The organism is Streptomyces sp. NPDC002265, from assembly GCF_040296125.1.
Classification (GTDB): Bacteria; Actinomycetota; Actinomycetes; order Streptomycetales; family Streptomycetaceae; genus Streptomyces.
Genome location: NZ_JBEOWS010000005.1, coordinates 46,316 through 70,879 on the forward strand (window position 1 = coordinate 46,316; position 24,564 = coordinate 70,879).

Here is a 24,564-nt window from a genome sequence, read left to right on the forward strand (position 1 = left end):
GGGGGTGGACCACACTCATACGCCAGAGAGGCCGGCCGTGAGCGCACACGAGGAGCACGACGTGGCTCGCCCGCGCTTCGACGTGGCCGACGCCGCGCCCCTGCTGCTCGACGCGAAGGGCGTGGTGACCGGCTGGACGGACGGTGCCCGGCGGCTGCTGGCGTACCCGGCCGCGGAGGCGGTCGGCCGGGGGCTGGCCGACCTGCTCGGCGAGCGGGACGCGCCGCGGGTGCCGGAGCTGGTCGAGCAGTGCCGTGCGCACGGCGGCTGGGCGGGACTGCTCACCGTCCGGGCCGGCGACGGGCGCCCGGTCACCGTCATGGCCCGGCTGGTGCGGGCCGAGGACGGCGCGGGCCCGGCCCGGCTGCTGATGCTGTTGTCGGAGCTGTCCGGGGCGGCGGGCCTGGACCTGAGCCGCGGCATGCTGGAACAGCTGGTCCAGTCGCCGATCGGTATCGCGATCGTGGACCGGGACCTGCGCTGCGTGTGGTCCAACGAGGCCCTCGCGCAGTTCGGCGGCGGGGCCCCGCAGCAGCGCCTGGGCCTGCGGATCTCGGACATCCAGCCGGGCCTGGACACCGACCGCATGGAAGCCCGGATGCGGCACGTGCTGGAGACCGGGGAGACGGTGACCGGCTACGAGCACGTGGGCCGCGTACGGTCCGCGCCGCACCGCGAGACGGCCCACATGATGTCGTTCACCCGTCTGGAGGACGAGCAGGGCCACCCGGTGGGCGTGTACTACACGGTCATGGACATCACCGAGCTGCACCGGGCTCGGCGGCGGCAGGCGCTGCTGGACCGGTGCGGCGAGCACATCGGCCGCAGCCTGGACATCATGCGCACCGCGCAGGAGCTGGCCGACGTGGTGGTCCCCGCCTTCGCCGACTTCGTCACCGTGGACCTGCTGGAGCCGGTACTGCGCGGCGCCGAGCTCGCGCCCGGACCCCTGCGCGACGTGGACCCGCTGCGGCTTCGCCGGGTCGCCCAGCGGTCCGCGCAGGCGAACATGCCCGAGGCCGTCGTCGCCATCGGGCAGACCGCCGCCTACGCGGCCGGGTCCCCTCCGGTGCGGTGCCTGTCCACCGGCACCTCGTGGCACGAGGAACGCCTCGACCCGCTGGCCCGGGAGTGGGCGACGAACATCCCGGCGGGCAAGGAAGCCACGTTCGTGGAGCTGGGGCTGCACAGTGTGCTGATCGTGCCGCTGCGGGCGCGCGGCATCACCCTCGGAATCACCCTGCTCTACCGGCGGCACCGCCAGGAGCCCTTCGACGAGAACGACCTGGCCCTGGCCGAGGACATCGCCTCGCGGGCGGCCGTGTGCGTCGACAACGCCCGCCGCTACACCCGCGAGCGCCTGTCCGCGCTCGTCCTCCAGCGCAATCTGCTGCCGCGCAGGCTGCCCGAGCAGGACGCGGTGGAGGCGGCCGCCTGCTACCGGCCCGCCGACGAGCTGACGGGCCTCGGAGGCGACTGGTACGACCTCATCACGCTGTCCGGCGCGCGGGTGGCCCTGGTGGTGGGCGAGGTGCTCGGCCACGGGATCCAGGCCGCCGCGGCCATGGGGCGGCTGCGGACCGCCGTGGACACCCTGGCCGCGCTCGACCTCCCGCCGGACGAGGTGCTCGGCCATCTGGACGACCTGGTCGCCCGCTCGGCGCGCGAGGAGGTGACCGGGGCGGACCCCGAGGGGGGCGACGAGGCCGGGACCCTGGGCGCCGGGTGCCTGTACGTCGTCTACGACCCGGTCGAGGGACGCTGCGGGATGGCCGCCGCGGGCCATCCCGCGCCGGTGGTGATCGCGCCGGACGGCGGCATCACCTTCATCGAGCTCCCCCAGGGGCCGCCGCTGGGGGTGGGCGGTCCGCCCTTCGAGGCGGTGGAGCTGACCCTGGAGGAGGGCAGCACCCTGGTCCTGCACACCGACGGTCTGCTGGCGCACAGTACGCAGGAGCAGTTCGCCGACGCGGACCGCGACCGGCTGCGCACGGCCCTGGAGCGTCCGTCGCCCAGCCTGGAGCTGCGCTGCCGGGACGTGATCGAGGCGCTGGTGCCGACCGGGCCGCACGACGACGTCGCCCTGCTGATGGCCCGCACCCGGCGACTGGACGCCGGGCACCTCGCGTCCTGGGACCTGCCGGCCGATCCGGAGGTCGTCGCCGAGGCCCGCAGGTCGGCCACCCGGCAACTGGCGCAATGGGGGCTGAAGGAGCTGACGTTCAGCACGGAACTGGTCGTCAGCGAGCTGGTCACCAACGCGATCCGGCACTCGGCAGGCCCGATCCGGCTCCGGCTGATCCGGGGGCACGCCCTGGTGTGCGAGGTCTTCGACGGCTCCGCCACCGCGCCGCATCTGCGCCATGCGCGCACCACGGACGAGGGCGGGCGCGGCCTGCTGCTGGTCTCCCAGTTCGCCGACCGGTGGGGGACGCGCTTCGTCCCCGACGGCAAGATCATCTGGGCCGAGCAGTCCCTGGCCGGGCACACGGGATGACACGTCGCGCTCCTGCCGGAGGCCGCCGCCGCCCTCGCGTGTCCCCCGCGCACGGACATGCCGACGAGATTGCCTGGACCTGCGCATCGCGGGAAGCTTGCGAAAGCACGTCGGTCGACCGTGGAGGGGTGAGAGGCGAGCCGTGATCTACTACGTCCTGAAGTACGTGGTGCTGGGCCCCCTGCTGAGAGTGCTCTTCCGTCCCCGGATCGAAGGCCTGGAACACGTACCGGCGTCGGGCGCGGCCATCGTCGCGGGCAACCATCTCTCCTTCGCCGACCACTTCCTGATGCCCGCGATCCTCAAGCGGCGCATCACCTTCCTCGCGAAGTCCGAGTACTTCACCGGCTCGGGCCTGAAGGGCCGGCTGACCGCCGCGTTCTTCCACAGCATCGGGCAGATCCCGGTGGACCGCACCGGCAAGGAGGCGGGGCAGGCCGCGATCCGCGAGGGCCTGGGCGTGCTGCGCAAGGGCGAACTGCTGGGCATCTACCCGGAGGGCACCCGGTCGCACGACGGGCGGCTGTACAAGGGCAAGGTCGGCGTGGCGGTGATGGCCCTGCGGGCCGGTGTGCCGATCGTGCCGTGCGCGATGATCGGCACCTTCGAGGCACAGCCGCCGGGCCGGGTCCTGCCGCGCATCCACCCCGTGGCGATCCGCTTCGGCAAGCCGCTGGACTTCTCCCGCTACGCGGGGATGGAGAACGAGAAGGCGATCCTGCGCGCCGTCACCGACGAGCTCATGTACGCCATCCTGGCGCTGTCCGAGCAGGAGTACGTCGACCGGTACGCGGCCGACGTCAAGGCCGAACTGGCGGGAGACCCGACGGCCCGGCAGCCCAGGTTCCCGAGGATGCCGCTGAGTTGAGGACGGCGTTCACCGGACTCGCGTGTGTCTACGCCGAATTGTTCGACTACGCCGCGGAGGACGCCTGGCTGGACGCCCGGTCCTGAGCGAGGGGCGGCGGGGACGTGTCCCCGCCACCCCTCGCTGGTGTACGGCAGCCGGTTACGCCTTCGGCGTGGCGTGCGGCGCGCAGGTCACGTCCGCGGCGTCCACCTTGCCGGTGAGCAGGTAGGTGTCCACCCGGGTGTTGATGCAGGGGTTCACCAGGCCGGTCACACCGTGCGAGCCGGCGTCCTTCTCGGTGATCAGACGCGAGCCCTTGAACCGCTGGTGCAGCTCGACGGCACCCGCGTAAGGCGTGGCGGCGTCACGCTGCGACTGCACGATCAGCACCGGCGGCAGACCCTTGCCGGTCTTCACGTTCACCGGGGTCTGCTGCTTGACGGGCCAGGTGGCACACGGCAGGTTCATCCACGCGTTGGCCCACGTCATGAACGGGTAGGCCTTGTTGAGCCGCGTGTTGTCGCGGTCCCACTTCTTCCAGCTGGTGGGCCACTTGGCGTCGGTGCACTCGACGGCCGTGTAGACGGCGTTGCCGTTCTCCGAGGCGATGTTGCCCGCGGTGTCGGACAGGTCGGGAGCGGCGGCGTCGACCAGCGCCTGGGTGTCACCGGCGACGTACTTGGCGAAGACGTCGGCGACCGGCACCCACGAGGAGTCGTAGTACGGGGCGCTCTGGAAGAAGGAGATCAGCTCGGCCGGGCCGACGACCCCGCCGATGGGGCTCTTCTTCGCGGCGGCCCGCACGTCCAGCCACTTCGCCTGGACCGCGGCACGCGTGGTGCCCAGGTGGAAGGTGGCGTCGTTGGCGGCGACCCAGTCCTCCCAGTCCTTCCAGCGGCCCTCGAACGCGATGTCCTGCTCCAGGTTGGCCTGGTACCAGATGTTCTCGCGCGACGGGTTGACGACGCTGTCCACGATCATGCGCCGGACATGGCCCGGGAAGAGCGTGCCGTAGACGGCGCCGAGGTAGGTGCCGTAGGAGACGCCCAGGTAGTTGAGCTTCTTCTCGCCGAGCGCGGCCCGGATGACATCCAGGTCGCGGGCGGTGTTCGGCGTGGTCATGTACGGCAGCATCTCGCCGCTGCGCTCGTAGCAGCCGTCCGCGTACTCGGCGGCCAGCTTGCGCTGGGCACGCTTGTCCGCCTCGGAGTCCGGCACCGGGTCGGCCTTGGGCGCCTTGACGAACTCCTGCGGGTCGATGCAGGAAATGGGCGCGGAGTGGCCGACGCCGCGCGGGTCGAAGCCCACGAAGTCGTACGCCTTGGCCGTGTTGGCCCACAGCGCGCTCTTGGTGGTGACCCGGCGCGGGAAGCGCATACCGGAGCCGCCGGGGCCGCCGGGGTTGTACACGAGGGCGCCCTGGCGCTCCTCCTTGGTACCCGTGTTGCCGATCCGGTCGACGGCCAGCTCGATCTTCTTGCCGTCGGGCCGGGCGTAGTCGAGCGGGACCGTGACGTAACCGCACTGGATCGGCTTCTCGAAGCCCCAGTCCGCGGGACAGTCCTTCCAGTCGATCCCCGCCTTCGCGGCGCGCTCCGCGGCGATCGCGGCACCGCGGGCCTCGCGGTCCTGGCCGGGGCGGCTCTGCGCGTTCGCCGCGGGCGCCGCGAAGGCGCCGGCTATCAGGGTCGCGGTGACCAGCGCTCCGGCCGAACCGAGCGCGGTCTTTCGATTCCTCGGTCTGATGTCCCTCAAGTGGGCACTCTCCGTATCTGGTTATTGACTGCAGAGGGATCATTTCGGCTGTGAGGTCCCTGAGAACAGGGTTCGTTGACCTTCTTTGCCAATCCGATAACCGGGTGCCATGTTCCGGTTACCGGATGACCGGTGCCGAACCGGCCCGGTCCGGGCCCGACTTGGCCCGCAGGCGGCTCGGACCGGAGCGGGCTCAGTCCAATTCCGCGAGCGCCCCGTCCAGCACCCGGCGCAACCGCAGGGCGTCCGCGGCGACCGCGGTCACCAGCGCGCCGGGCCCGGCGAGCGGAACGAGCACGGCCTGCTCGTCCAGCATCCGGGCCGCCACCGGCTCGGCTGCGAACTCCGGCCGGACGACGACCAGTTGCCCCACGGCCCGATGACCCGCCAGCACGGCGGGACCGTCCCAGCCGCCGGGTGCGCCCGGCCCGCAGCCGAGCTCCTGGTCGAGCAGCACCCGACCGTCGATCCGGACAGTGAGACGGCTGGTGAGCCGTCCGGGTTGCTCGCCGACCCGCCCCAGCACCTGCTCCTCGCGCAGTACGAGCCGAGCGGCGCCGGCCAGATCCACCCGGGTCCTCACATACAGCTCACTCCCGCCGGCCGAGATCAACTGCTCCGGCAGCCAGTGGAGTTCACCGCCGTCCGCGACATCGAGCCGAACGTCGTAGCGGGCCTCGGCCTTGGACTGGCCCGGCAGCGCGATGGTGGCGGCCGCCGATCCGACGCGCAGCCGGGTCCCGGGCCCGACCTCGGCCCGGACGGCGAGGCGGTCGCCCCCGTGCGGCCCGCTCATCGCACCGACGAGCATGACGTGCGCCTCGCGGCCGCTCGACCGGGTCCGCCGGAGCGCGAGCGGCCCGTCGCTCTCCAGCACCGGAAGGGCGGTGCCACCGCGGCCGTCGTCGCGCGCGACGATCGCGGCGGTGGCACTGACCCCGTTCACGCGCACGCCGTCCAGGCGGCGAGCCGCGCCCGCACCCAGGCGGAGACCTCCCGCACTCCGTCCTCGCCGCGCAACGACTGGAAGACGACCGGGAGTTCGGCCCGCTGCGCCTTCGCGTCCGAGGCCATCCGCCCGAGGTCGGACCCCACGTACGGGGCGAGGTCGGTCTTGTTGACGACCAGCAGGTCGGCGGTGGTCACCCCGGGGCCGCCCTTGCGCGGGATGTCGTCGCCCCCGGCGACGTCGATCACGAAGATCTGCGCGTCGACCAGCCCCCTGGAGAAGGTGGCGGTGAGGTTGTCGCCGCCGGACTCGACGAGGATCAGGTCCAGCGGCCCCACCGCGTCCTCCAGGTCCTCCACCGCCTCCAGGTTGGCGGAGATGTCGTCCCGGATCGCCGTGTGCGGGCACGCGCCCGTCTCCACCGCGGTGATCCGCTCCGGCGGCAGCACGGCCTCCCGCAGCAGGAACTCGGCGTCCTCCCGGGTGTAGATGTCGTTGGTGACGACCGCGAGGGACAGCTCCGCGCGCAGGGCGCGGCAGAGCGCGGCGACGGTGGCGGTCTTGCCGGACCCGACGGGCCCGCCGAGGCCGATCCGCAGGGCCCGGCGACGGCCGTCGGGACGCCGGGCGTCGGCTCCCACGGCGGACGGGCCGTCGTGAAGGTGGTCGAGATGCATGAGGCGGCTCCTGCCATTGTTCTGCGGTGCCCTGTCGAGCGGTCCGCGTGTGTGCGCTGCGGTCGTTCTCCCCGGTGCCGCGGCCCTAGGGCCTGTCTGACAATTCCCGTCTGCCCGGCGACGCCATGCACGCACTCTCGCCGCACCGGCCCCAGACCCGAGTACGTCCAGTACGCGGGGCTGGGGCCGGCGCGCCGAGAGCAGGCACCTGACGCCGCCGGGCCGCCCTTCGGGCGACGGCGGGAATTGCCAGACAGGCCCTAGGACGCGAACAGCCTGGCCGGCCAGGCGGCATGGGCCTCCGCGTCGATCTCCAGCAGAGGAGCCGAGGCCGCCGGCAGCGCATCGACCCCTTCGTCGAGCACCCGGCGGGCCGCCCCGACCGCCCGGTCCGCCACCCGGTCCAGCTCCGGCGCCAGCCGGGCCAGCACCGCCGTGGCGTCGAACGGGTCCAGGCTCAGCAGCCGCACCGTCGCGGTGGCCGGCCCGCCGACGCTCTCGTACGCGGCGCAGTAGGCGGCGTCGACGGCCCCGAGTCCGGCCGCCCGCGCCAGCAGCCCCAGCACCACCGGCTGGTGCATCCCCTTGGGGAACCCGCCCGCCACGGCGTCGAGTTCCGGTGACGGCCAGGTCGCCCGGGCGGCCCGCAACAGCTGCCGGCCCAGCCTGCGCGCGACGGCACGCAGCGCGGGGGACGGCGTACGGGCGTCCGCCGCCGCGTCCAGCACCGGCGGATCCACCCCGAGCGCGGCCGCGGCGGCGAGGGACGCCGACACCAGTCCCGCCGTGTGCAGCCGGCCCCGGGCGAAGTCCTCCAGGCTCGCCGCTCCCGTGATCCGCCCGGCCCGGACGGCCGCCTCGGCCCCGCCGGAGTGCGCGTGCCCTCCGGCGGGGAAGCGGCCGTCGGCCAGGACGAGCAGTGCCGCCCTGGACATCAGAAGAGGAAGTAACGCTGGGCCATGGGCAGTTCGGCGGCCGGAGTCGCCTCGACGAGCTCCCCGTCGATGTGCACGGCGAAGCTGTCGGGGTCGACCCGGACCCGCGGCCGCGCGTCGTTCTCGCGCATGTCCGCCTTGGTCACCCCGCGCGTGGAGTCGATCGCGACGAACCGCTTCCCGAGCTGGAGCCGCTCCGGCAGCCCGTCCTCGACGGCCGCCGGGGCCACGAAGTTGAACGAGTTGGCCGCGGGCGCCCGCCCGATCGCCCCGAACATCGGGCGCGGCAGGATCGGCTGCGGGGTCGGGATCGAGGCGTTGGCGTCGCCCATCTGCGCGTACGCGATCTGTCCGCCCTTGAGGACGAGGTGCGGCTTGACGCCGAAGAACGCGGGCTCCCACAGCACCAGGTCGGCGAGCTTGCCGCTCTCCACGGAACCGATCTCGCGGGCGAGTCCCTGGGCGAGGGCCGGGTTGATCGTGTATTTGGCGACATAGCGACGCACCCGGTGGTTGTCCGCCCGCCCGTCGCCGGGGAGCGCGCCCCGGCGCCGCTTCATGACGTGCGCCGTCTGCCAGGTCCGCAGGACGACCTCGCCGACGCGCCCCATGGCCTGGGAGTCGGACGAGATGATGGAGATCGCGCCGAGGTCGTGGAGTATGTCCTCCGCCCCGATCGTCGACGGCCGGATCCGGGACTCGGCGAAGGCGAGGTCCTCCGGCACCGCCGGGTTGAGGTGGTGACACACCATCAGCATGTCGAGGTGCTCCTCGGCGGTGTTGACGGTGAACGGCCGGGTCGGGTTCGTCGAGCTCGGCAGCACGTGCGGCTCGGACACCACGGTCATGATGTCCGGCGCGTGCCCGCCGCCCGCTCCCTCCGTGTGGTACGCGTGGATCCCGCGCCCGGCGATCGCGGCGAGCGTGTCCCCCACGAACCCGGCCTCGTTCAGGGTGTCCGTGTGGATCGCGACCTGGATGCCGGTCCGTTCGGCGACGGTCAGCGAGGCGTCGATGACGGCCGGGGTGGAGCCCCAGTCCTCGTGCAGCTTCAGCCCGAGCGCGCCGCCGCGGATCTGGGACAGCATCGCCTCCTGCGAGACGGTGTTGCCCTTGCCGAGCAGGCCGATGTTCAGGGGGTAGGACTCCATCGCCGCCAGCATCCGGGCCAGATGCCAGGGGCCGGGCGTCACGGTGGTCGCCTTGGATCCCTCGGCCGGTCCGGTGCCGCCGCCGACCAGCGTGGTGACACCGGAGGCGAGCGCCTCGTCGGCGATCTGCGGGCAGATGAAGTGGACGTGCGCGTCGACGGCGCCCGCGGTGAGGATCCGCCCGTTGCCCGCGATCACCTCGGTCTCCGGACCGATCACGAGATCCGGGTGCACCCCGTCCATGGTGTCGGGGTTGCCCGCCTTGCCGATCCCGGTGATCCGCCCGTCGCGGATGCCGATGTCCGCCTTGACGATCCCCCAGTGGTCGACGATCACCGCGCCCGTGACGACGGTGTCCGGGGTGCCCTCCGCCCGGGTGGCGCGCGCCTGCCCCATGGACTCGCGGATGACCTTGCCGCCGCCGAACACGGCCTCGTCACCGGCGAGTCCGGGCCCGCCGCAGCGGTCCTCCTCGATCTCGATCAGCAGATCGGTGTCCGCGAGCCGGATGCGGTCCCCGGTCGTCGGGCCGAACAGGTCGGCGTACGCGGCGCGTGAGATCTCAGGCATCGAGGGCGCCTCCGGTCTCCCCGCGCAGCCCGGGCACGATCCGGGCACCGGCGAGCGGGACGAGTTCGACCTCGGCGGGGATCCCGGGTTCGAAGCGCACGGCGGTGCCGGCGGCGACGTTCAGCCGCTTGCCGCGCGCGGCGGCACGGTCGAAGTCCAGGCCGGGATTGGCCTCGGCGAAGTGGTAGTGGGAGCCGACCTGGACGGGGCGGTCGGCGGCGTTGAGGACGGTGAGCCGGGTGACCTCGCGGCCCTCGTTGTAGACGATCGGGTCGTCCGTGAACAGGATCTCTCCGGGAATCATGGCGCGCCCCCGTCAGACGATCGGGTCGTGGACGGTGACGAGTTTGGTGCCGTCCGGGAAGGTCGCCTCGACCTGGACGTCGTGGATCATCTCGGGAATGCCGTCCATGACGTCGTCCCTGGTGAGCAACTTGCGTCCGGAGGACATGAGTTCGGCGACGGTACGGCCGTCACGCGCACCTTCGAGGATGTGCGACGTGATGAGCGCGACCGCCTCGGGGTGGTTCAGCCTGAGGCCACGGGCCCGGCGCTTCTCGGCGACGTCGGCCGCCACATGGATCAGCAGCCTCTCTTGCTCGTGCGGGGTCAGTTGCACGTCCCACCTCACAGTCCTCGCTCCGGACCGTGCGGGGTCCGGTTGCCGCAGCCCCGGGGCAGCGTCCCTGATGGCGTGGATCGGCAGGCTAGTTGGAGCGAGTTTCGAGCAAGTTAACCAAGCTGTGATCGAGTCCGCGGCCCGGCGCACGCGCGGACCGCCGCGCGATCCGTCCCCCACAGCCGGTTCCGGCCGCGCTGCCGGCCGGCAGCGCGCCGAAGGAGCACGCGCGGACCACGGAACCCGCCGCGGAGCGCGACCTCGCGCCGGTCGTCCGGACGGCGTCCCGCATCGGACAGGCCGGGCGGCCCGGCCGCGCGCCCGATCGGGCGGGGGCCGGGCAGGCGCGTCCGGTCAGGCGGGGCCGGTCCCCCGGTGCTCGGCGGCGATCCCGAAGCGCTGACGCTCCCGGGGAGCTGCCGCGACCTCGCGGACCGCGGAGACCGAGCTGATCATCTGCTCCTCCTCGGGGCCGTCGAGCCCGTCCAGCCGCTCCAGGTCCGCGGCCGAGACGAGGGCGACGAGGGGCTTGCCGTGCCGGGTCACGACGACGCGCTCACCGCCGTACACGACGCGGTTGATCAGGTCGGCGAGTTCAGCCCTGGCTTGCGTCACCGGAATCTCGTAGGCCATACCCCCATCATAACGTCACGTACGTCCTGTACATTTTTTACAGAGACACTTTGTCGCGAGGAGGGGGTACGCCATGACCCGACCGTCCGCCCGCCATGTCCTGCCGGAGTTCACCGAACGCACGGGCTTCGGGCAACGGACGCTGGATCCGTACGCGAAGCTGCTGGAGGGACGGATCGTCCTGCTGGGGGCACCGATCGACGACACCTCGGCCAACGACGTGATCGCGCAGTTCATGCACCTGGAGCACGCGGCACCGGACCGGGCGATCTCGCTGTACATCAACTCCCCCGGCGGCTCGTTCAGCGCGATGACCGCCGTCTACGACACCATGCGCTACGTCGGCTGCGACGTGGAGACGTTCTGCATGGGCCGGGCCGGGGCCTCCGCCGCGGTGCTGCTGGCCGCGGGCACGCCGGGCCGACGGTACGCGCTGCCGGGCGCCCGGGTGTCGATCCGCCAGCCGGCGCTTCCCGGGCCGGTCGAGGCCCAGGTGAGCGATCTCGCCGTCGAGGCGGAGGAACTGGCGCGCACCCGGACCCTGCTGGAGGAGATGCTGGCCCGGCACACGGGCCGCACGCCGGAGCAGGTGGCCGCGGACATCGAACGGGAGACGGTCCTGGACGCGCGGGGCGCGCTGGAGTACGGCCTGGTGGACCGCGTCATCGACGGCCGTGACGTGCCGCCCGCCGCACCGGGCACGTCCGGCACACCGGGCGGGCCCACCGCTCCCGGTGCGAGGTGAGCCGCGGATGCTGCCGCCGGAGCTCCCGCCGCTGCCCGCCCTGACCCGGGCCGAGGGCGAGTTGATCGACCGTTACCTGGAGGTGGTCGACCTGCTCGGCCGCGTCAACCCCGCGCACCACGGGGACACCTACCGCGGACTGCGGGCCGCCCAGGCGCTGGTGGGCCGGGCGACCGCGCTGCGCGACGCGCTGGCGCTGATGCACCAGCGGGGCGAGGCCGAACTGCACGCGCCGACGCTCGCGCGGGCGCTGCGCGTCCTGGACGGGGAGCGCCGCACGGCGCGTGTCACCGTGCCCTCGCACTCCGACAGTTGACCCGCCCTCGGCCGCCCCGGACGTTCCGCGCGGTGCGCGAAGCGTCCGGGGCCGAGTTCAAACGCGCCGAACGACGTACCCCCTGATGCAGTAGCGGCGAATCGTTTTCTCGGTCCTCCAGGGTCGCGCAACGCGCGTAGCACGAAGGCGAGGTGAAGCGCTCCGCCGCTGGTCCGGGGCCCGTCGTTCCCCTGGACGGCTGATCGAACAAACGGGCGTCCACCCGAACGGGTGAGTGGTGAGTAACAACACAAATCCACGGTTCCGTTGGGATTTTCGTTCACCTGTGAGTGAAGATCCCTGTCTGACGACAAGCCCCCGCCACAGCGGCGGGGCGGTCCGGGCGGACGCCGAGTCCTGCCGCCGCCCGGATGACCGGTCGACAGGAGTGCATCGGCAGGAGTGGAGGACCCAGGCACGACGGGTTCGCCGGAACGGTCAAGCCATGGCCGGCCCGAGCAGCCCTTGGGGTGAAGCCGCATCGCGGCCGGGCAACTTCGCCAGCCCGAATCCGACAGGTCATCCTTCACAGGCGGCTGACGAAGGGTTGCGCATGACTGCGCTCAATCGTGTCCCGTCGCTGATGGTCCGGGCCGGTACGGCCTCGGCGCTCACCATCGCCGCCGTGGGCGGCTCGATCGTGGTTCCGGGCCTCTCCGCGGACGCGGTGGCCGCCACGACCGCGACGAAGGCTCTCAAGATCGCGGCCTCCAAGAAGGGCTCGCCGTACCGGTACGGCGCCACCGGGCCGCGCAGGTTCGACTGCTCGGGGCTCACGCTGTACGCGTTCAAGAAGGCGGGCAAGAAGCTGCCCCGCACCGCGGCCCAGCAGTACAACAAGACCCACCACGTGTCGGCCCGCCATCGCAAGGCCGGAGACCTCGTGTTCTTCCACTCGGGTTCCAGCGTCTACCACGTCGGCATCTACGCCGGAAAGGGAAAGATCTGGCACGCCCCGAAGACGGGGGACGTGGTGCGGCTCCAGAAGATCTGGACGAAGAGCGTCTGGTACGGCCGTGTGAGCTGATCCGCCCGGTCCGGTGGCGGCGCCCCGGCACGCCGCCACCGCACCGGGACCCCTCCCCGGCCGGGCGCACGGCCCTCAAGGCTCCTGCTGCCCCGCGGCAGGCACCGGCCGGGCCGGGACGGACCACGGGAGCTCGATGCAGACCGTCTTGCCCCCCTCGACGGTCGGACGGACGTGCAGCCGTCCGCCGCACTCGGTGGTGAGCCAGCGGACGATCACCATGCCCCGGCCGTTGTCCTGCTGGACAGCGGCCGGCAGCCGTTTGGGGAAGCGCGGATGGCTGTCCGTGACACCGACGCGCAGCCGCTCGTCACGGTCGAGAGTGAGATCGACCGTGAACGTCGGGGACTGCCCGAATGTGTGCTGTACGGCGTTGGTGGCGAGTTCGGAGACGATCAGTCGGACGGTGTCGGCCATTTCGGCCTCCGCGGGCAGGCCCCACTCCACGAGGGAGCACGCCACGAAGTTGCGGGCCGCGGAGACCGAGGCTGGATCGCTCGGCAGAGTGACGGATGCTTCCAGATGGTCTGCCATGGCGACGTCGTCCCTTCCCACGGGACCGCAGTCCGACAAGGAGCGGATTCGAGTACGGTCCCGGACTGGTGCTTCTTCGCCAGACTGCCATTACCGGGCCGGTCGCGGTGCCGATCCACCGAGATATGCATATATCTGTCGCTCGAAGCGGTGAACTCTGCCACGGCAGACCGTATTTGGGCGGCTCGATAGGAGTAGGGAGTTTCCCCATGCAGTACGGTCCCGCCGTGCGCCGCCGGAAACTGGGCGCCGAACTCCGCGCACTGCGCGCCCGCACCGGGCTCACCAGTGGTGAGGCGGCCCGACTGGTGGGCTGGCACCAGTCGAAGGTCAGCCGGATCGAGACCGGCGCCAGCGGGGTGAAACCGGCCGATGTGCGGCTGCTCCTGGACGCGTACGGCGTCGCCGAGGCGGAACTGCGGGAGTTGCTGCTGATACTGGCAGGCTCCCACGACGGCGGCCGGGACCACTGGTGGCACGCGTACCGTGGTGTTCTCCCGCCCACCTACCGGGATTTCATCAGTCTGGAGTCACAGGCGAGCGCGATGCGCACGCTGGAGACTTCCGTGGTTCCAGGGTTGTTGCAGACGCCCGAGTACGCCCGCGCGGTGACCCGCGCCGCGGTCGAAGGACTGGACGAGGAACGGCTGGACGCGCTGGTCGAGGTGCGGCTGGCCAGGCAGGACGTGCTGCGCACCCATCGCCCGCTGGAGCTGACCGCGGTCCTGGACGAGGCGGTGCTGCGCCGGGAGGTCGGCGGACCCGAGGTGATGGCGCGTCAGTTGCGGCGTCTGGTGGAGGCGGGACGGCTGCCCCAAGTGCGGCTCCAGGTCCTGCCGTTCCGGGCGGGAGCACACATTGGCATCACCGGACCTTTCGTTATCTTGTCATTTCCGAGCACTTCTGATCTGGATGTGGTTGTTCTCGACCACATGACGAGTAGCCTCTACCTCGAACGGAGAGAAGACCTCCAGGCGTACTCGGAGGCCTTCAACACCCTCAGGACACACGCCCTTTCACCCGAGGACTCATTGGATTTCATCGCCGGGATAGGTGACGACACATAAGGAGGCACCATGACTGCACTGCCTCGGAACACGGTCCCCGCCACGCAGCTGCACGGCGCGATGTGGCTGCGCAGCAGCTACAGCACGGGAGCGAACAACTGCGTCGAGACGGCACGGCCCGGCCGAGGGCCCTGGGCCGGACTGCTCGCCGTACGCGACTCCAAGGATCCGGCCGGACCCGCGCTGCTCTTCTCCCCCGAGAGCTGGGCGAAATTCACGGCCACATTCCGCTGATTCCGGTCATTCCTGGTCCACTCCGGCCAACATCGGTCCGATACCGATCGGCATCACATTCGCACCACAACGGTGTCAAAAATCCGTCGTTCAGCGGCAATTGACGAAAAGGCGAAACAGGACCGTGTCACGCCGACTCATGGTCGTGTCTCGTCGATCACCCGCACCGCGTGCGCGATCTGCTCCTCGGTGAGGTCCGCGCGCGCGGTGAGCCGAAGCCGCGAGATCCCGTCGGGCACGGAAGGAGGACGGAAGCAGCCCACCACGACACCCGCCGCCCGGCAGTCGGCCGCCCACTGCACAGCCTGCTCCGGGGACGGTGCCCGCACGGAGACGACCGCGGCGTCCGGACGTACCGCCTCCAGGCCCGCGGCCGTCAGGCGTGCGTGCAGTTCGCCCGCCACCGTGCGGGCCCGTGCCGCGCGCCCGGGCTCGCGGCGCAGCAGCCGCAGGGCCGACAGGGCCGCGCCCGCCGCCGCGGGGGCGAGACCGGTGTCGAAGATGAACGTCCGCGCCGCGTTGACCAGATGGTCGATCACCCGGGCCGGGCCGAGCACGGCACCGCCCTGACTGCCCAGCGACTTGGACAGGGTGACCGTCGCCACGACGTCGTCGGTGCCCGCGAGCCCGGCCGCGTACGGGGCTCCGCGGCCGCCGTCGCCCAGCACACCGAGCCCGTGCGCGTCGTCGACGACCAGTCCGGCGCCGTGCTCCCGGCAGACCCGGGCGAGCGCGGCCAGCGGCGCGGCGTCGCCGTCGACCGAGAAGACCGAGTCGGAGACGGCCACCGCGGGCCCCTCGTGGGTCCGCAGCGCCTTGCGCACGGCGTCCGGGTCCGCGTGCGCGACGACCTGGGTGCCGCCCCGGGCCAGCCGGCAGCCGTCGATCAGCGAGGCGTGGTTGCCCGCGTCCGAGACGATCAGCGAGCCGTGCGGGGCCAGGGCCGAGACGGCCCCGAGGTTGGCGGCGTAGCCGGAGGAGAAGACCAGGGCCGCCTCGAAGCCGCAGAAGGCGGCCAGTTCCCGTTCGAGTTCGGCGTGCAGTTCGGTGGTGCCGGTGACGAGCCGGGAGCCGGTCGCGCCGCCGCCCCACGTCCGCGCCGCGCGCGCCGCGCCCTCGGTGACCTCGGGGTGGCGGGCCAGGCCGAGGTAGTCGTTGCTCGCGAGGTCGAGGAGCGGCGAGCCGGCCGGGCGCGGGCGCAGGGTCCGTACGAGTCCGGCCCGGCCGCGCAGTTCCGCCTGCTCGTCGATCCAGCCGAACGCCATGGGTCCTCCGGGGATTTTGTAGGCAATGGACAGACCCTAGCCGGACAGTCGTCGGGCCAGGATGTGGCAATCCACACACCACGAAGTGTCTCTCTTGTGTGAAGTCACCTTGGCCCCGAGCAGGTCCTTACGACAGGATCGGCTCTCATGGACCTGCTGAACACGCTGGTGGAGAAGGGGCTTCGGCGCGAGCTGCCGAGCCGTGAGGAAGCACTCGCCGTACTGGCCACCTCCGACGACGAACTGCTCGATGTGGTGGCCGCGGCCGGCAAGGTGCGCCGGCAGTGGTTCGGCCGACGGGTGAAACTCAACTACCTCGTCAACCTGAAGTCCGGGCTGTGTCCGGAGGACTGCTCCTACTGCTCGCAGCGGCTGGGCTCGACGGCCGGGATCCTCAAGTACACCTGGCTCAAGCCGGACGAGGCCTCCCAGGCCGCGGCGGCCGGTCTGGCCGGCGGCGCCAAGCGGGTCTGCCTGGTGGCCAGCGGGCGCGGTCCGACCGACCGGGACGTGGAGCGGGTCTCGGACACCATCAAGGCCATCAAGGACCAGAACGAGGGCGTGGAGGTGTGCGCCTGCCTCGGCCTGCTCTCCGACGGCCAGGCGGAGCGGCTGCGCGAGGCGGGTGCGGACGCGTACAACCACAACCTCAACACGTCCGAGGAGACCTACGCGGACATCACCACCACGCACACCTACGCCGACCGCGTGGACACCGTGCAGAAGGCCCACGCGGCCGGTCTGTCGGCGTGCTCGGGGCTGATCGCGGGCATGGGCGAGAGCGACGAGGACCTGGTCGACGTGGTCTTCTCGCTGCGCGAGCTCGACCCCGACTCCGTTCCGGTGAACTTCCTGATCCCGTTCGAGGGCACCCCGCTGGCCAAGGAGTGGAACCTCACCCCGCAGCGCTGCCTGCGGATCCTGGCGATGGTGCGGTTCGTGTGCCCGGACGTCGAGGTGCGGATCGCGGGCGGCCGCGAGGTGCATCTCCGTACGATGCAGCCGCTCGCCCTGCACCTGGCCAACTCGATCTTCCTCGGGGACTACCTGACCAGTGAGGGCCAGGCGGGCAAGGCCGACCTGGAGATGATCGCCGACGCCGGGTTCGAGGTGGAGGGCGCCGACCAGGTGACGCTGCCCGAGCACCGCTCCGGCGGCTGCCACGACGGCGAGAGCGGCGGCTGCCACGACGACGGCGACACCGGCTGCCACGGCGGCGCCGGCGTCTGCGGCTCCGCCCCCGCGGCCGCCGCCCCCGCCCCGCGGGTCGACGAGCCGCGCCCGGACCTCGTCGCCGTACGCCGCCGGGGAGCCGGTACGGACCTCGCGCCCAATGCCTGACCTGAACGTGCCCGAACTGCTCGAACTGGACCGACGCCACGTCTGGCATCCCTACGGCCCGATGCCGGGCCGCCAGGAGCCGCTGGTCGTGGCGTCGGCGAGCGGAGTGCGGCTGACCCTCGCCGACGGTTCGGGCGAACTGGTCGACGGCATGTCGTCCTGGTGGTCGGCGATCCACGGCTACAACCACCCGGTGCTGAACGAGGCCGCCCGCGAGCAGCTGTCGCGGATGAGCCATGTGATGTTCGGCGGGCTCACCCACGAGCCCGCCGTACGGCTGGCGAAGCTCCTGGTCGACATCACCCCGGCCGGCCTGGAGCATGTCTTCCTCGCCGACTCCGGTTCGGTGTCGGTCGAGGTCGCGGTGAAGATGTGCCTCCAGTACTGGCGTTCGCTGGGCCGCCCCGCGAAACGGCGGCTGCTGACCTGGCGGGGCGGCTACCACGGTGACACCTGGCAGCCGATGTCGGTGTGCGATCCCGAGGGCGGGATGCACGAGCTGTGGAGCGGGGTGCTGCCGCGTCAGGTCTTCACGGACGCCCCGCCCGCGGAGTACGACGAGTCCTACGCCGAACTGCTGCGCGCGGCCGTCGCCGAACACGCGGACGACCTGGCCGCGGTGATCGTCGAGCCGGTGGTGCAGGGCGCGGGCGGGATGCGGTTCCACTCCCCCGCGTATCTGCGCGTGCTGCGCGAGGCGTGCGACGCGCACGACGTCCTGCTGGTCTTCGACGAGATCGCGACCGGATTCGGCCGTACGGGCGCCCTGTTCGCGGCGGAGCACGCGGCGGTGACGCCGGACGTGATGTGCGTGGGCAAGGCACTGACCGGCGGTTACCTGACCATGGCGGCGACGCTGTGCACCACCCGGGTGGCCGACGGCATCTCGCGCGGCGAGGTACCGGTGCTGGCGCACGGCCCCACGTTCATGGGCAACCCCCTGGCGGCGGCCGTGGCCTGCGCCTCGGTCGAGCTGCTGCTCGGCCAGGACTGGCGGGCCGAGGTCGGCCGGATCGAGACGGGGCTGCGCGAGGGGCTGGAGCCGGCCTCCGCGCTGCCCGGGGTGAAGGACGTACGCGTCCTCGGTGCCGTCGGGGTCGTCCAGCTCGACCGTCCGGTGGACATGGCGGCGGCCACCTCGGCCGCGGTGCGCGAGGGCGTGTGGCTGCGCCCGTTCCGCGATCTGGTCTACACGATGCCGCCGTACGTCACCGATGACGCGGACGTGGCACGGATCGCGCGCGCGGTGTGCGCCGCGGCGCGGGAGGGATGACACATGCCGGTACTGGTGATCACGGGGACGGGCACGGAGGTCGGCAAGACCGTCACCACGGCGGCGGTCGCCGCGGCGGCGCTCGCCGCCGGCCGCTCGGTGGCCGTGCTGAAGGCCGCCCAGACGGGCGTGCGGCCCGACGAGCCGGGTGACGCCGAGGAGGTCGTACGGCTGGCCGGTGTGCTGACGGCGGGCGAACTCGCCCGCTATCCGGAGCCGTTGGCGCCCGGCACGGCGGCCCGGCGGGCCGGGCTGGCACCGGTGCGTCCGCAGGACGTGGCGGACGCGGCCCAGAAGCTGGCCACGGAACACGACCTGGTGCTCGTCGAGGGCGCCGGCGGGCTGCTCGTACGGTTCGACGAAGCGGGCGGGACGCTGGCGGACGTGGCACGGCTGCTGCGCGCCCCGGTGCTGGTGGTGGCCTCGGCGGGCCTGGGCACGCTGAACACGACCGAACTGACGGCACGTGAGCTGCGCCTGCGTGAGATCGAGTTGCTGGGTGTGGTGATCGGCAGCTGGCCCGAATCGCCCGATCTCGCGTCCCGTTGCAATGTGGCGGACCTGCCGGTCGTCTCGGGCGCACCGCTGCTCGGGGCGCTGCCCGCGGGTGCCGGGGCGCTCGCACCCGCCGACTTCCGCCGGGTGGCGCCGGGTTGGCTGGCGCCCCGCCTGGACGGCAGCTGGGACGCGGAGGCGTTCCGCGCGCGGGAGGCGGACGGCGACGACGGCTGAACACGGGCGGAGACGGCCGGTGCCGGTGGCGGCGCGGGCCGAGGTCGGGTCCGGGCGGGGACCGGCCTCGCGGGGCCCTGTGCGGGACGCAGCCGTCCGTCCGCGCGGATCGGCGCGGTCGGGGGTGCGAAGGGGCTCCGCGGGGGACAATCCCCCCGTAGGGCCCCGTCCTGTCCGGGAGGTCGCCATGCCCGCACGGCCCGTCGTCAACTCCGGCCAGGTGGCCGGGGATCCCGTCCACCATCCGCTGTTCGCCCGCTACTACGCCCGCGTGAGCGTCACCGCCGAGACCAGGTTCGGCATGGGCCGCGTGCGGGAGCGGCTGCTCGCCGGGCTGTCGGGGCGGGTGATCGAGATCGGCGCCGGCAACGGGCTGAACTTCGCCCACTATCCGCGCACGGTCTCCGAGGTCGTCGCCATCGAACCCGAACGGCTGCTGCGGCACGCGGCGATGGAGGCGGCGCTGCGCTGCGAGGTCCCGGTGGACGTCGTACCGGGCGCGGCGGAGGCGCTGCCGGTCAAGAGCGAGGCCTTCGACGCGGTCGTCCTCAGTCTGGTGCTGTGCAGTGTGCGCGATGTGGAGCGGGCGCTGGCCGAGGCGAGGCGGGTCCTGCGGCCCGGCGGCCAGGTGCGGTTCTTCGAGCACGGCAGGGGCGGCGGCCCGGTGATGACGGCCACCCAGCGCCTGCTGGACCGTACGGTGTGGCCGCGGCTGGCCGGCGGCTGCCATCTGGCGCGGGACCCGGTCGGCGCGCTGCGTGACGCCGGGTTCCTGATCGGTCCCTACCGGAGCCTGGCGCTGCCGGAGAAGGGACCCCGGCTGCCCACCTCGTTCTGTGCGCTGGGCGCGGCCTGGCGCCCTGGACCGGCGGACTGACAGCGGGCTTCGGAGCCGGCTCAGGCGCTCCACTGCCGCAGTTCGCGCGCGATGTCGTCGACGGAGGCCTCTCCGCTCTTCACCAGGCGGGCCAGATCACGTACCCGCTCCGGCGTGGTGACCACCTTGAGGCCGCTGGCGACAAGGTAGCCATAGGCGACCGCGGACGCGAACAGCGCGTTGGAGCGCTCCAGCGCCGGTATGTGGATGAGGAGTTGGAGCAGCGCCGCGCCGCGCGCGTGGGGGCTGTCGTACACGGGGACGTCGAAGATCTCGGCCCGATGGCGGGCGACCGCGGCGACGAGGGCGCCCCAGTCGGTGACCCGGGCATCGCCCGGTGTCCGCTGTTCGGCGAGCATGAGCAGCCAGGCCAGGTCGATCCTGAGGTCGGACAACGGATCAGCCGCGGCCTTCGGTCCGGCGGTCGCCGTCCGTGCCCAAGTCCTCGGCGAAGACGGCCTCGTACTGCTTCATGAAGTCCGCGGCGGCCTCCACGAAGGCGTGGCCCGCCTCTCCGGTGTCCTGTCTGACCAGTTCCTCGATATAGCGGTTGACACTCACGCCACGGGCCAGGGCGCGTTCACGCGCCGCGCGGGCGGTGCCCTCGTCCACGCGTACGTTCAGCTGGGTCTTCGCCATGTCTCGACGCTAGCGCCGGAACGCTAGCACCGGCAAGTGCCGCCACGGCCGCCGCGCTTCGTCCGGCCCCGCTCCCGGCCTCGGCCGACCCTCGCCCCTCACTGGCCCGCTCGCGTCCCATCCGCGTCCCGCTCATGTCCCGCTCGCGTCCTGCCTGCGTCCCGCTCGCGTCCTGCCTGCGTCCCGCTCGTGCCCTGTCTGCGTCCCGCTCGTGCCCTGTCTGCGTCCCGCTCGCGTCCCGTCGTGGTGGGCAGCGCATGCCCCTTACATCGGTATCCGTCGCCCGACCTCCGGCGGAGAGCGCCTCGGTCCCAGGGGGGATACCGGCTGTGGGGCGGGTCACACTACGCTCGGCCGGGACTAGTCCTAGGAGTCGGCATGTCCATGCGAGCGAGGAGGCAGCCTTGTCCACACCTGCTGCGGAGCACGCCCCCGGCCGGGCACCGGCCGGCGGAGTCGCGGCCCGCGCCCGCGGTCTGACCAAGGCGTACGGCTCGGGCGAGACATCGGTGCTCGCCCTGGACTCGGTCGACGTCGACATCGCACGCGGCCGCTTCACCGCGGTGATGGGCCCCTCGGGTTCGGGGAAGTCCACGCTGATGCACTGTCTGGCGGGGCTCGACACCGTTTCGGCCGGACAGGTGTGGCTCGGCGACACCGAGATCACCGGGCTCAAGGACCGCGAGCTGACCCGGCTGCGCCGGGACCGGATCGGTTTCATGTTCCAGTCGTTCAACCTCATCCCGACGCTGAACGCGGCCGAGAACATCACCCTGCCCATGGACATCGCGGGCCAGAAGCCCGACCCGAAGTGGCTGGACCAGGTCATCGACACGCTCGGTCTGCGCGACCGGCTCCGGCACCGGCCCGCCCAGCTCTCCGGCGGTCAGCAGCAGCGCGTGGCCTGCGCCCGCGCGCTCGCCTCCCGGCCGGAACTGATCTTCGCCGACGAGCCGACCGGCAACCTGGACTCGCGCGCGGGCCTGGAGGTGCTCGGCTTCCTGCGCGAGGCCGTCGACGACCTCGGCCAGACGGTCGTCATGGTCACCCACGACCCGGGCGCCGCCGCCCACTCCGACCTGGTGCTCTTCCTCGCGGACGGGCGGATCGTGGACGAGATGGAACGGCCCACCGCGGAGGCCGTGCTCGAACGGATGCGCCTGTTCACCACCGCAGGAGCCGGCGCCGCGTCCGCGGTGCCCTCCGCGCCCCCGAGTCCGCGCGGCGCAGGCGATCCCGGTGCCCCCGGCCGTCCCGGCGGGGAGGACTGAGCCGGTGCTGAAGACGACCCTGAGGAGTTTCCTCGCGCACAAGGGGCGGCTGCTGCTGTCCGCCCTGGCGGTCGTCCTGTCCGTCGCCTTCGTCGCGGGCAGCCTGATCTTCTCCGACACCGTCACCCGTACCTTCGACCGGCTGTTCGCTTCCACCTCCGCCGATGTGACGGTCGAGGCGAAGCAGGACCTGAAGTCGGCCGTGCCGACCGGCGCGGTGCAGACGGTGCCCGCCGCGCTCGCGGACCGGATGGCCACGGTCGACGGCGTCGCGGCCGTCCACCCCGACGTGAGCGTCGAGAACATCACGGTCGTCGACAGCAGGAACGACTCGGTCGGGCCGACCACCGGCGCTCCCACCATCGCCAACGACTGGAACCCGACCGACCGCAGCCCGGTGAAGCTGACCTCCGGCCACGCCCCGCACGGCGCCGGCGAGGCCCTCCTCGACGCGGACACCGCGGACAAGAAGCACGTACGGATCGGCGACACGCTCACCGTGCTGGCGCAGCCCGGGACCTTCAAGGTCGAGATCGTCGGCATCGCCACCTTCACCACCACCAACCCGGGCGCGGCGCTGGTCTTCCTGGACCCCGCCGTGGCCCGGACCGAGCTGCTGGGCGCCGCCGACCGCGTCACGAGCATCTCGCTGGACGCGGCGCCGGGGGTGAGCGACACCGAGCTCAAGCGCCGGGTCACCGCCGCGGTCGGCACCGGCTCCTACGAGGTGCGCACCGCCGACGAGCAGGCCAAGTCGGCCGCCGCCGACCTCGGCGGGTTCCTCGACGTGATCAAGTACGTCATGCTCGGATTCGCCGGGATCGCCGTGCTGGTCGGGGTGTTCCTGATCGTCAACACCTTCTCGATGCTCATCGCCCAGCGCACCCGCGAACTGGGCCTGCTGCGGGCCCTGGGCGCCGACCGGCGGCAGGTACGGCGGTCCGTGCTCACCGAGGCGGTGCTGCTCGGCCTGGTCGGCTCCACGCTGGGCCTGGCGGCCGGGATCGGGCTGGCGGCCGGACTGATCAAGCTCATGAGCGCGTTCGGCATGAACCTGAAGGCCACGGAGATGGTCGTCGGCTGGGCGACGCCGGTGGCGTCGTACGTCGTCGGTGTCGGGGTCACGTTCGTGGCCGCCTACCTCCCGGCCCGGCGGGCCGCCCGGGTGTCGCCGATGGCGGCCCTCGCGGACGCCGACATCGCCGGGGTGGGACGGCCGCTGAAGGTGCGCGCGGTGGTGGGCTCGGTGGTCGGGGCGCTCGGCGCGGCCGCGCTGGCGGGGTGCGCGACGGCGACGAAGACCGCCTCGGCCGCCTCCCTGCTGGGCCTGGGCGTCGTCCTCACCCTGGTCGCGACCGTGATCGCGGGCCCGCTGCTGGTGCGTCCGGTGATCAGGGTGCTCGGCGGGGCCTTCCCGGCCCTGTTCGGCTCCGTCGGCCGGATGAGCCAGCGCAACGCCCTGCGCAACCCCCGCCGTACCGGTGCCACGGCGTCCGCCCTGATGGTGGGGCTCGCCCTGGTCGGCGGGATGTCGGTGGCCAGCGCCTCCATGTCCCGGTCCTTCGACCAGCAGATCGACCGGACGCTGGGCGCCGACTTCGTGATCCAGAACAGCAACTACACGCCGTTCTCCCAGGAGGTCACGGACCGGGTGCGCGCCACCGAGGGCGTCGGGCTCGTCGTACGGCAGCGGTTCGCGCCGGTCGCGGTACGGCTGCCGGACGGCAAGCGGGTCGAGACGACGGCCGCGGGTTACGACGCCCAGGTGGACCAGGTCGCGCACGTGACGTACGCCGGGGGCGGCTCGGCGGCCGCGCTCGCGGACGGCGCCATGGGCATGGACGCGAAGTTCGCCGAGGATCACGGCGTACGGCTCGGCAGTGTCGTCCCGGTCGAGTTCCCCGGCGGCCGCAGGACCGAGTTGAAGGTGGGCGCGCTCACCGACCAGGAGTCGTCCGGCGGGTTCGGTACCCAGGGCGGGCTGTTCTTCGGCCTCGGTACGGTCGAGCGGTTCGTCCCCGGCGGCCAGGACTCCGCGCTGTACGTGAACGCGGCCGCGGGCACCGGTGCCGACCGGCTGCGGCCCCGCCTGGAGAAGACGCTCGACCCGTACCCGCAGGTGCAGGTGCGCGACCAGGCCGACTACAAGAAGCTGGTCCACGACCAGATCGCCGTGCTGCTGTACCTCGTGTACGCGCTGCTCGGGCTCGCGATCGTGATCGCGGTGCTCGGTGTGGTCAACACCCTCGCCCTGTCGGTGGTGGAGCGCACCCGGGAGATCGGTCTGCTGCGCGCGATCGGGCTGGCCCGGCGGCAGCTTCGCCGGATGATCCGGCTGGAGTCGGTGGTGATCGCGGTGTTCGGGGCGGTGCTGGGACTCGCGCTGGGGCTCGTGTGGGGCGTGTGCACTCAGCAGGTGCTGGCGCTCCAGGGCATGAAGGCGCTGGCGATCCCGTGGGGCACGATCGTCGCGGTCGTGATCGGGTCGGCGGTGGTCGGCGTGGTGGCGGCCCTGCTGCCGGCCCTGCGCGCGTCCCGGATGAACGTGCTGGCGGCCATCGCGCACGAGTGACGGCGCGAGGCGGAGGGCTCGGGCGGGGCGGAGGG

25 protein-coding genes and 1 riboswitch are annotated in these 24,564 nt (G+C 72.4%); of the genes, 13 read left to right on the top strand and 12 right to left on the bottom strand.

What is annotated here, in order from left to right; genetic code table 11:
* The first annotated feature begins 37 nt into the window (after nucleotides 1-37).
* Nucleotides 38-2,497, top strand: a complete 2,460-nt coding sequence (locus ABT085_RS01850; RefSeq protein WP_351600481.1) for a SpoIIE family protein phosphatase — start codon at nucleotides 38-40, stop codon at nucleotides 2,495-2,497.
* Between the two features lie 142 nt (nucleotides 2,498-2,639).
* Nucleotides 2,640-3,365 carry a lysophospholipid acyltransferase family protein gene (locus ABT085_RS01855; protein WP_351600483.1) on the top strand — a complete coding sequence of 242 codons (726 nt, stop codon included), beginning with the start codon at nucleotides 2,640-2,642 and terminating at the stop codon, nucleotides 3,363-3,365.
* Between the two features lie 141 nt (nucleotides 3,366-3,506).
* Here the strand turns inward: ABT085_RS01855 and ABT085_RS01860 are convergent, their stop codons facing one another.
* The 8 genes from ABT085_RS01860 to ABT085_RS01895 form a co-directional block, all read right to left on the bottom strand.
* Nucleotides 3,507-5,102: an alpha/beta hydrolase gene (locus ABT085_RS01860; protein ID WP_351600485.1), complete on the bottom strand. Its 1,596-nt coding sequence runs from the start codon at nucleotides 5,100-5,102 to the stop codon at nucleotides 3,507-3,509.
* A gap of 193 nt (nucleotides 5,103-5,295) precedes the next feature.
* Entirely contained in the window at nucleotides 5,296-6,063 is a 768-nt protein-coding gene (locus ABT085_RS01865; RefSeq protein ID WP_502982594.1) for an urease accessory protein UreD, read from the bottom strand.
* A complete protein-coding gene (gene ureG / locus ABT085_RS01870) occupies nucleotides 6,045-6,728 on the bottom strand; it encodes an urease accessory protein UreG (protein ID WP_351600489.1) in 684 nt (227 codons plus the stop codon). Before ureG ends, ABT085_RS01865 begins: the two co-directional genes overlap by 19 nt.
* Before the next feature lie 260 nt (nucleotides 6,729-6,988).
* Nucleotides 6,989-7,663: an urease accessory protein UreF gene (locus ABT085_RS01875; RefSeq protein ID WP_351600491.1), complete on the bottom strand. Its 675-nt coding sequence runs from the start codon at nucleotides 7,661-7,663 to the stop codon at nucleotides 6,989-6,991.
* Entirely contained in the window at nucleotides 7,663-9,384 is a 1,722-nt protein-coding gene (locus ABT085_RS01880; protein ID WP_351600492.1) for an urease subunit alpha, read from the bottom strand. The genes ABT085_RS01875 and ABT085_RS01880 overlap by 1 nt, the downstream gene beginning before the upstream one ends.
* Complete coding sequence (locus ABT085_RS01885) at nucleotides 9,377-9,688, bottom strand: urease subunit beta (protein ID WP_351600494.1); 312 nt, start codon at nucleotides 9,686-9,688, stop codon at nucleotides 9,377-9,379. Before ABT085_RS01885 ends, ABT085_RS01880 begins: the two co-directional genes overlap by 8 nt.
* 12 nt (nucleotides 9,689-9,700) lie before the next feature.
* On the bottom strand, nucleotides 9,701-10,003 hold the full coding sequence (locus tag ABT085_RS01890) for an urease subunit gamma (protein ID WP_162468422.1): 303 nt from the start codon (nucleotides 10,001-10,003) through the stop codon (nucleotides 9,701-9,703).
* 354 nt (nucleotides 10,004-10,357) lie between these two features.
* The gene (locus tag ABT085_RS01895) at nucleotides 10,358-10,636 is read right to left on the bottom strand and encodes a type II toxin-antitoxin system Phd/YefM family antitoxin (RefSeq protein ID WP_351600496.1); all 279 of its coding nucleotides are present in this window, start codon (nucleotides 10,634-10,636) and stop codon (nucleotides 10,358-10,360) included.
* Nucleotides 10,637-10,709: 73 nt separating this feature from the next.
* On the opposite strand from ABT085_RS01895, the gene ABT085_RS01900 reads away from it, so the two are divergent.
* From ABT085_RS01900 to ABT085_RS01910, 3 genes are all read left to right on the top strand, one after another.
* Complete coding sequence (locus tag ABT085_RS01900; protein WP_351600498.1) at nucleotides 10,710-11,381, top strand: ATP-dependent Clp protease proteolytic subunit; 672 nt, start codon at nucleotides 10,710-10,712, stop codon at nucleotides 11,379-11,381.
* Between the two features lie 7 nt (nucleotides 11,382-11,388).
* Nucleotides 11,389-11,697, top strand: coding sequence for a hypothetical protein (locus ABT085_RS01905; protein WP_351600504.1), 309 nt, complete (start codon nucleotides 11,389-11,391; stop codon nucleotides 11,695-11,697).
* 379 nt (nucleotides 11,698-12,076) lie between these two features.
* Nucleotides 12,077-12,247: riboswitch (cyclic di-AMP (ydaO/yuaA leader) on the top strand.
* Nucleotides 12,248-12,250: 3 nt separating this feature from the next.
* Complete coding sequence (locus tag ABT085_RS01910; RefSeq protein WP_351600506.1) at nucleotides 12,251-12,724, top strand: C40 family peptidase; 474 nt, start codon at nucleotides 12,251-12,253, stop codon at nucleotides 12,722-12,724.
* 75 nt (nucleotides 12,725-12,799) lie between these two features.
* On the opposite strand, the gene ABT085_RS01915 is transcribed toward ABT085_RS01910, so the two are convergent.
* Nucleotides 12,800-13,258 (bottom strand): ATP-binding protein, encoded by a 459-nt coding sequence (locus ABT085_RS01915; protein ID WP_351600508.1) that lies wholly within the window; start codon nucleotides 13,256-13,258, stop codon nucleotides 12,800-12,802.
* A gap of 209 nt (nucleotides 13,259-13,467) precedes the next feature.
* On the opposite strand from ABT085_RS01915, the gene ABT085_RS01920 reads away from it, so the two are divergent.
* Both ABT085_RS01920 and ABT085_RS01925 read left to right on the top strand, forming a co-directional pair.
* Entirely contained in the window at nucleotides 13,468-14,325 is an 858-nt protein-coding gene (locus ABT085_RS01920) for a helix-turn-helix domain-containing protein (protein ID WP_351600510.1), read from the top strand.
* Nucleotides 14,326-14,334: 9 nt separating this feature from the next.
* Nucleotides 14,335-14,559 (top strand): DUF397 domain-containing protein, encoded by a 225-nt coding sequence (locus tag ABT085_RS01925; RefSeq protein ID WP_351600511.1) that lies wholly within the window; start codon nucleotides 14,335-14,337, stop codon nucleotides 14,557-14,559.
* 137 nt (nucleotides 14,560-14,696) lie between these two features.
* Here ABT085_RS01925 and ABT085_RS01930 read toward each other — a convergent pair whose 3' ends face one another.
* Nucleotides 14,697-15,824 (bottom strand): 8-amino-7-oxononanoate synthase, encoded by a 1,128-nt coding sequence (locus tag ABT085_RS01930; protein WP_351600513.1) that lies wholly within the window; start codon nucleotides 15,822-15,824, stop codon nucleotides 14,697-14,699.
* A gap of 147 nt (nucleotides 15,825-15,971) precedes the next feature.
* Here ABT085_RS01930 and bioB point away from each other — a divergent pair, with 147 nt between their 5' ends.
* The 4 genes from bioB (at nucleotide 15,972) to ABT085_RS01950 (ending at nucleotide 20,047) form a co-directional block, all read left to right on the top strand.
* A complete protein-coding gene (bioB, locus tag ABT085_RS01935; RefSeq protein WP_351600515.1) occupies nucleotides 15,972-17,165 on the top strand; it encodes a biotin synthase BioB in 1,194 nt (397 codons plus the stop codon).
* Nucleotides 17,158-18,438, top strand: a complete 1,281-nt coding sequence (locus tag ABT085_RS01940; RefSeq protein ID WP_351600517.1) for an adenosylmethionine--8-amino-7-oxononanoate transaminase — start codon at nucleotides 17,158-17,160, stop codon at nucleotides 18,436-18,438. Before bioB ends, ABT085_RS01940 begins: the two co-directional genes overlap by 8 nt.
* Nucleotides 18,439-18,441: 3 nt before the next feature.
* Nucleotides 18,442-19,170 (top strand): dethiobiotin synthase, encoded by a 729-nt coding sequence (bioD, locus tag ABT085_RS01945; RefSeq protein WP_351600519.1) that lies wholly within the window; start codon nucleotides 18,442-18,444, stop codon nucleotides 19,168-19,170.
* 187 nt (nucleotides 19,171-19,357) lie between these two features.
* Nucleotides 19,358-20,047 (top strand): class I SAM-dependent methyltransferase, encoded by a 690-nt coding sequence (locus ABT085_RS01950; RefSeq protein WP_351600521.1) that lies wholly within the window; start codon nucleotides 19,358-19,360, stop codon nucleotides 20,045-20,047.
* Between the two features lie 20 nt (nucleotides 20,048-20,067).
* Here ABT085_RS01950 and ABT085_RS01955 read toward each other — a convergent pair whose 3' ends face one another.
* Both ABT085_RS01955 and ABT085_RS01960 read right to left on the bottom strand, forming a co-directional pair.
* Nucleotides 20,068-20,442 carry a fic family toxin-antitoxin system, toxin component gene (locus tag ABT085_RS01955; protein WP_351600523.1) on the bottom strand — a complete coding sequence of 125 codons (375 nt, stop codon included), beginning with the start codon at nucleotides 20,440-20,442 and terminating at the stop codon, nucleotides 20,068-20,070.
* 4 nt (nucleotides 20,443-20,446) lie between these two features.
* On the bottom strand, nucleotides 20,447-20,686 hold the full coding sequence (locus ABT085_RS01960) for a toxin-antitoxin system HicB family antitoxin (RefSeq protein ID WP_351600525.1): 240 nt from the start codon (nucleotides 20,684-20,686) through the stop codon (nucleotides 20,447-20,449).
* Between the two features lie 404 nt (nucleotides 20,687-21,090).
* Between ABT085_RS01960 and ABT085_RS01965 the strand changes: the two genes are divergently transcribed.
* A complete protein-coding gene (locus ABT085_RS01965) occupies nucleotides 21,091-21,957 on the top strand; it encodes an ABC transporter ATP-binding protein (RefSeq protein WP_351600527.1) in 867 nt (288 codons plus the stop codon).
* A 4-nt stretch (nucleotides 21,958-21,961) separates the two neighbouring features.
* A complete protein-coding gene (locus tag ABT085_RS01970; protein WP_351600529.1) occupies nucleotides 21,962-24,529 on the top strand; it encodes an ABC transporter permease in 2,568 nt (855 codons plus the stop codon).
* Nucleotides 24,530-24,564 lie beyond the last annotated feature (35 nt).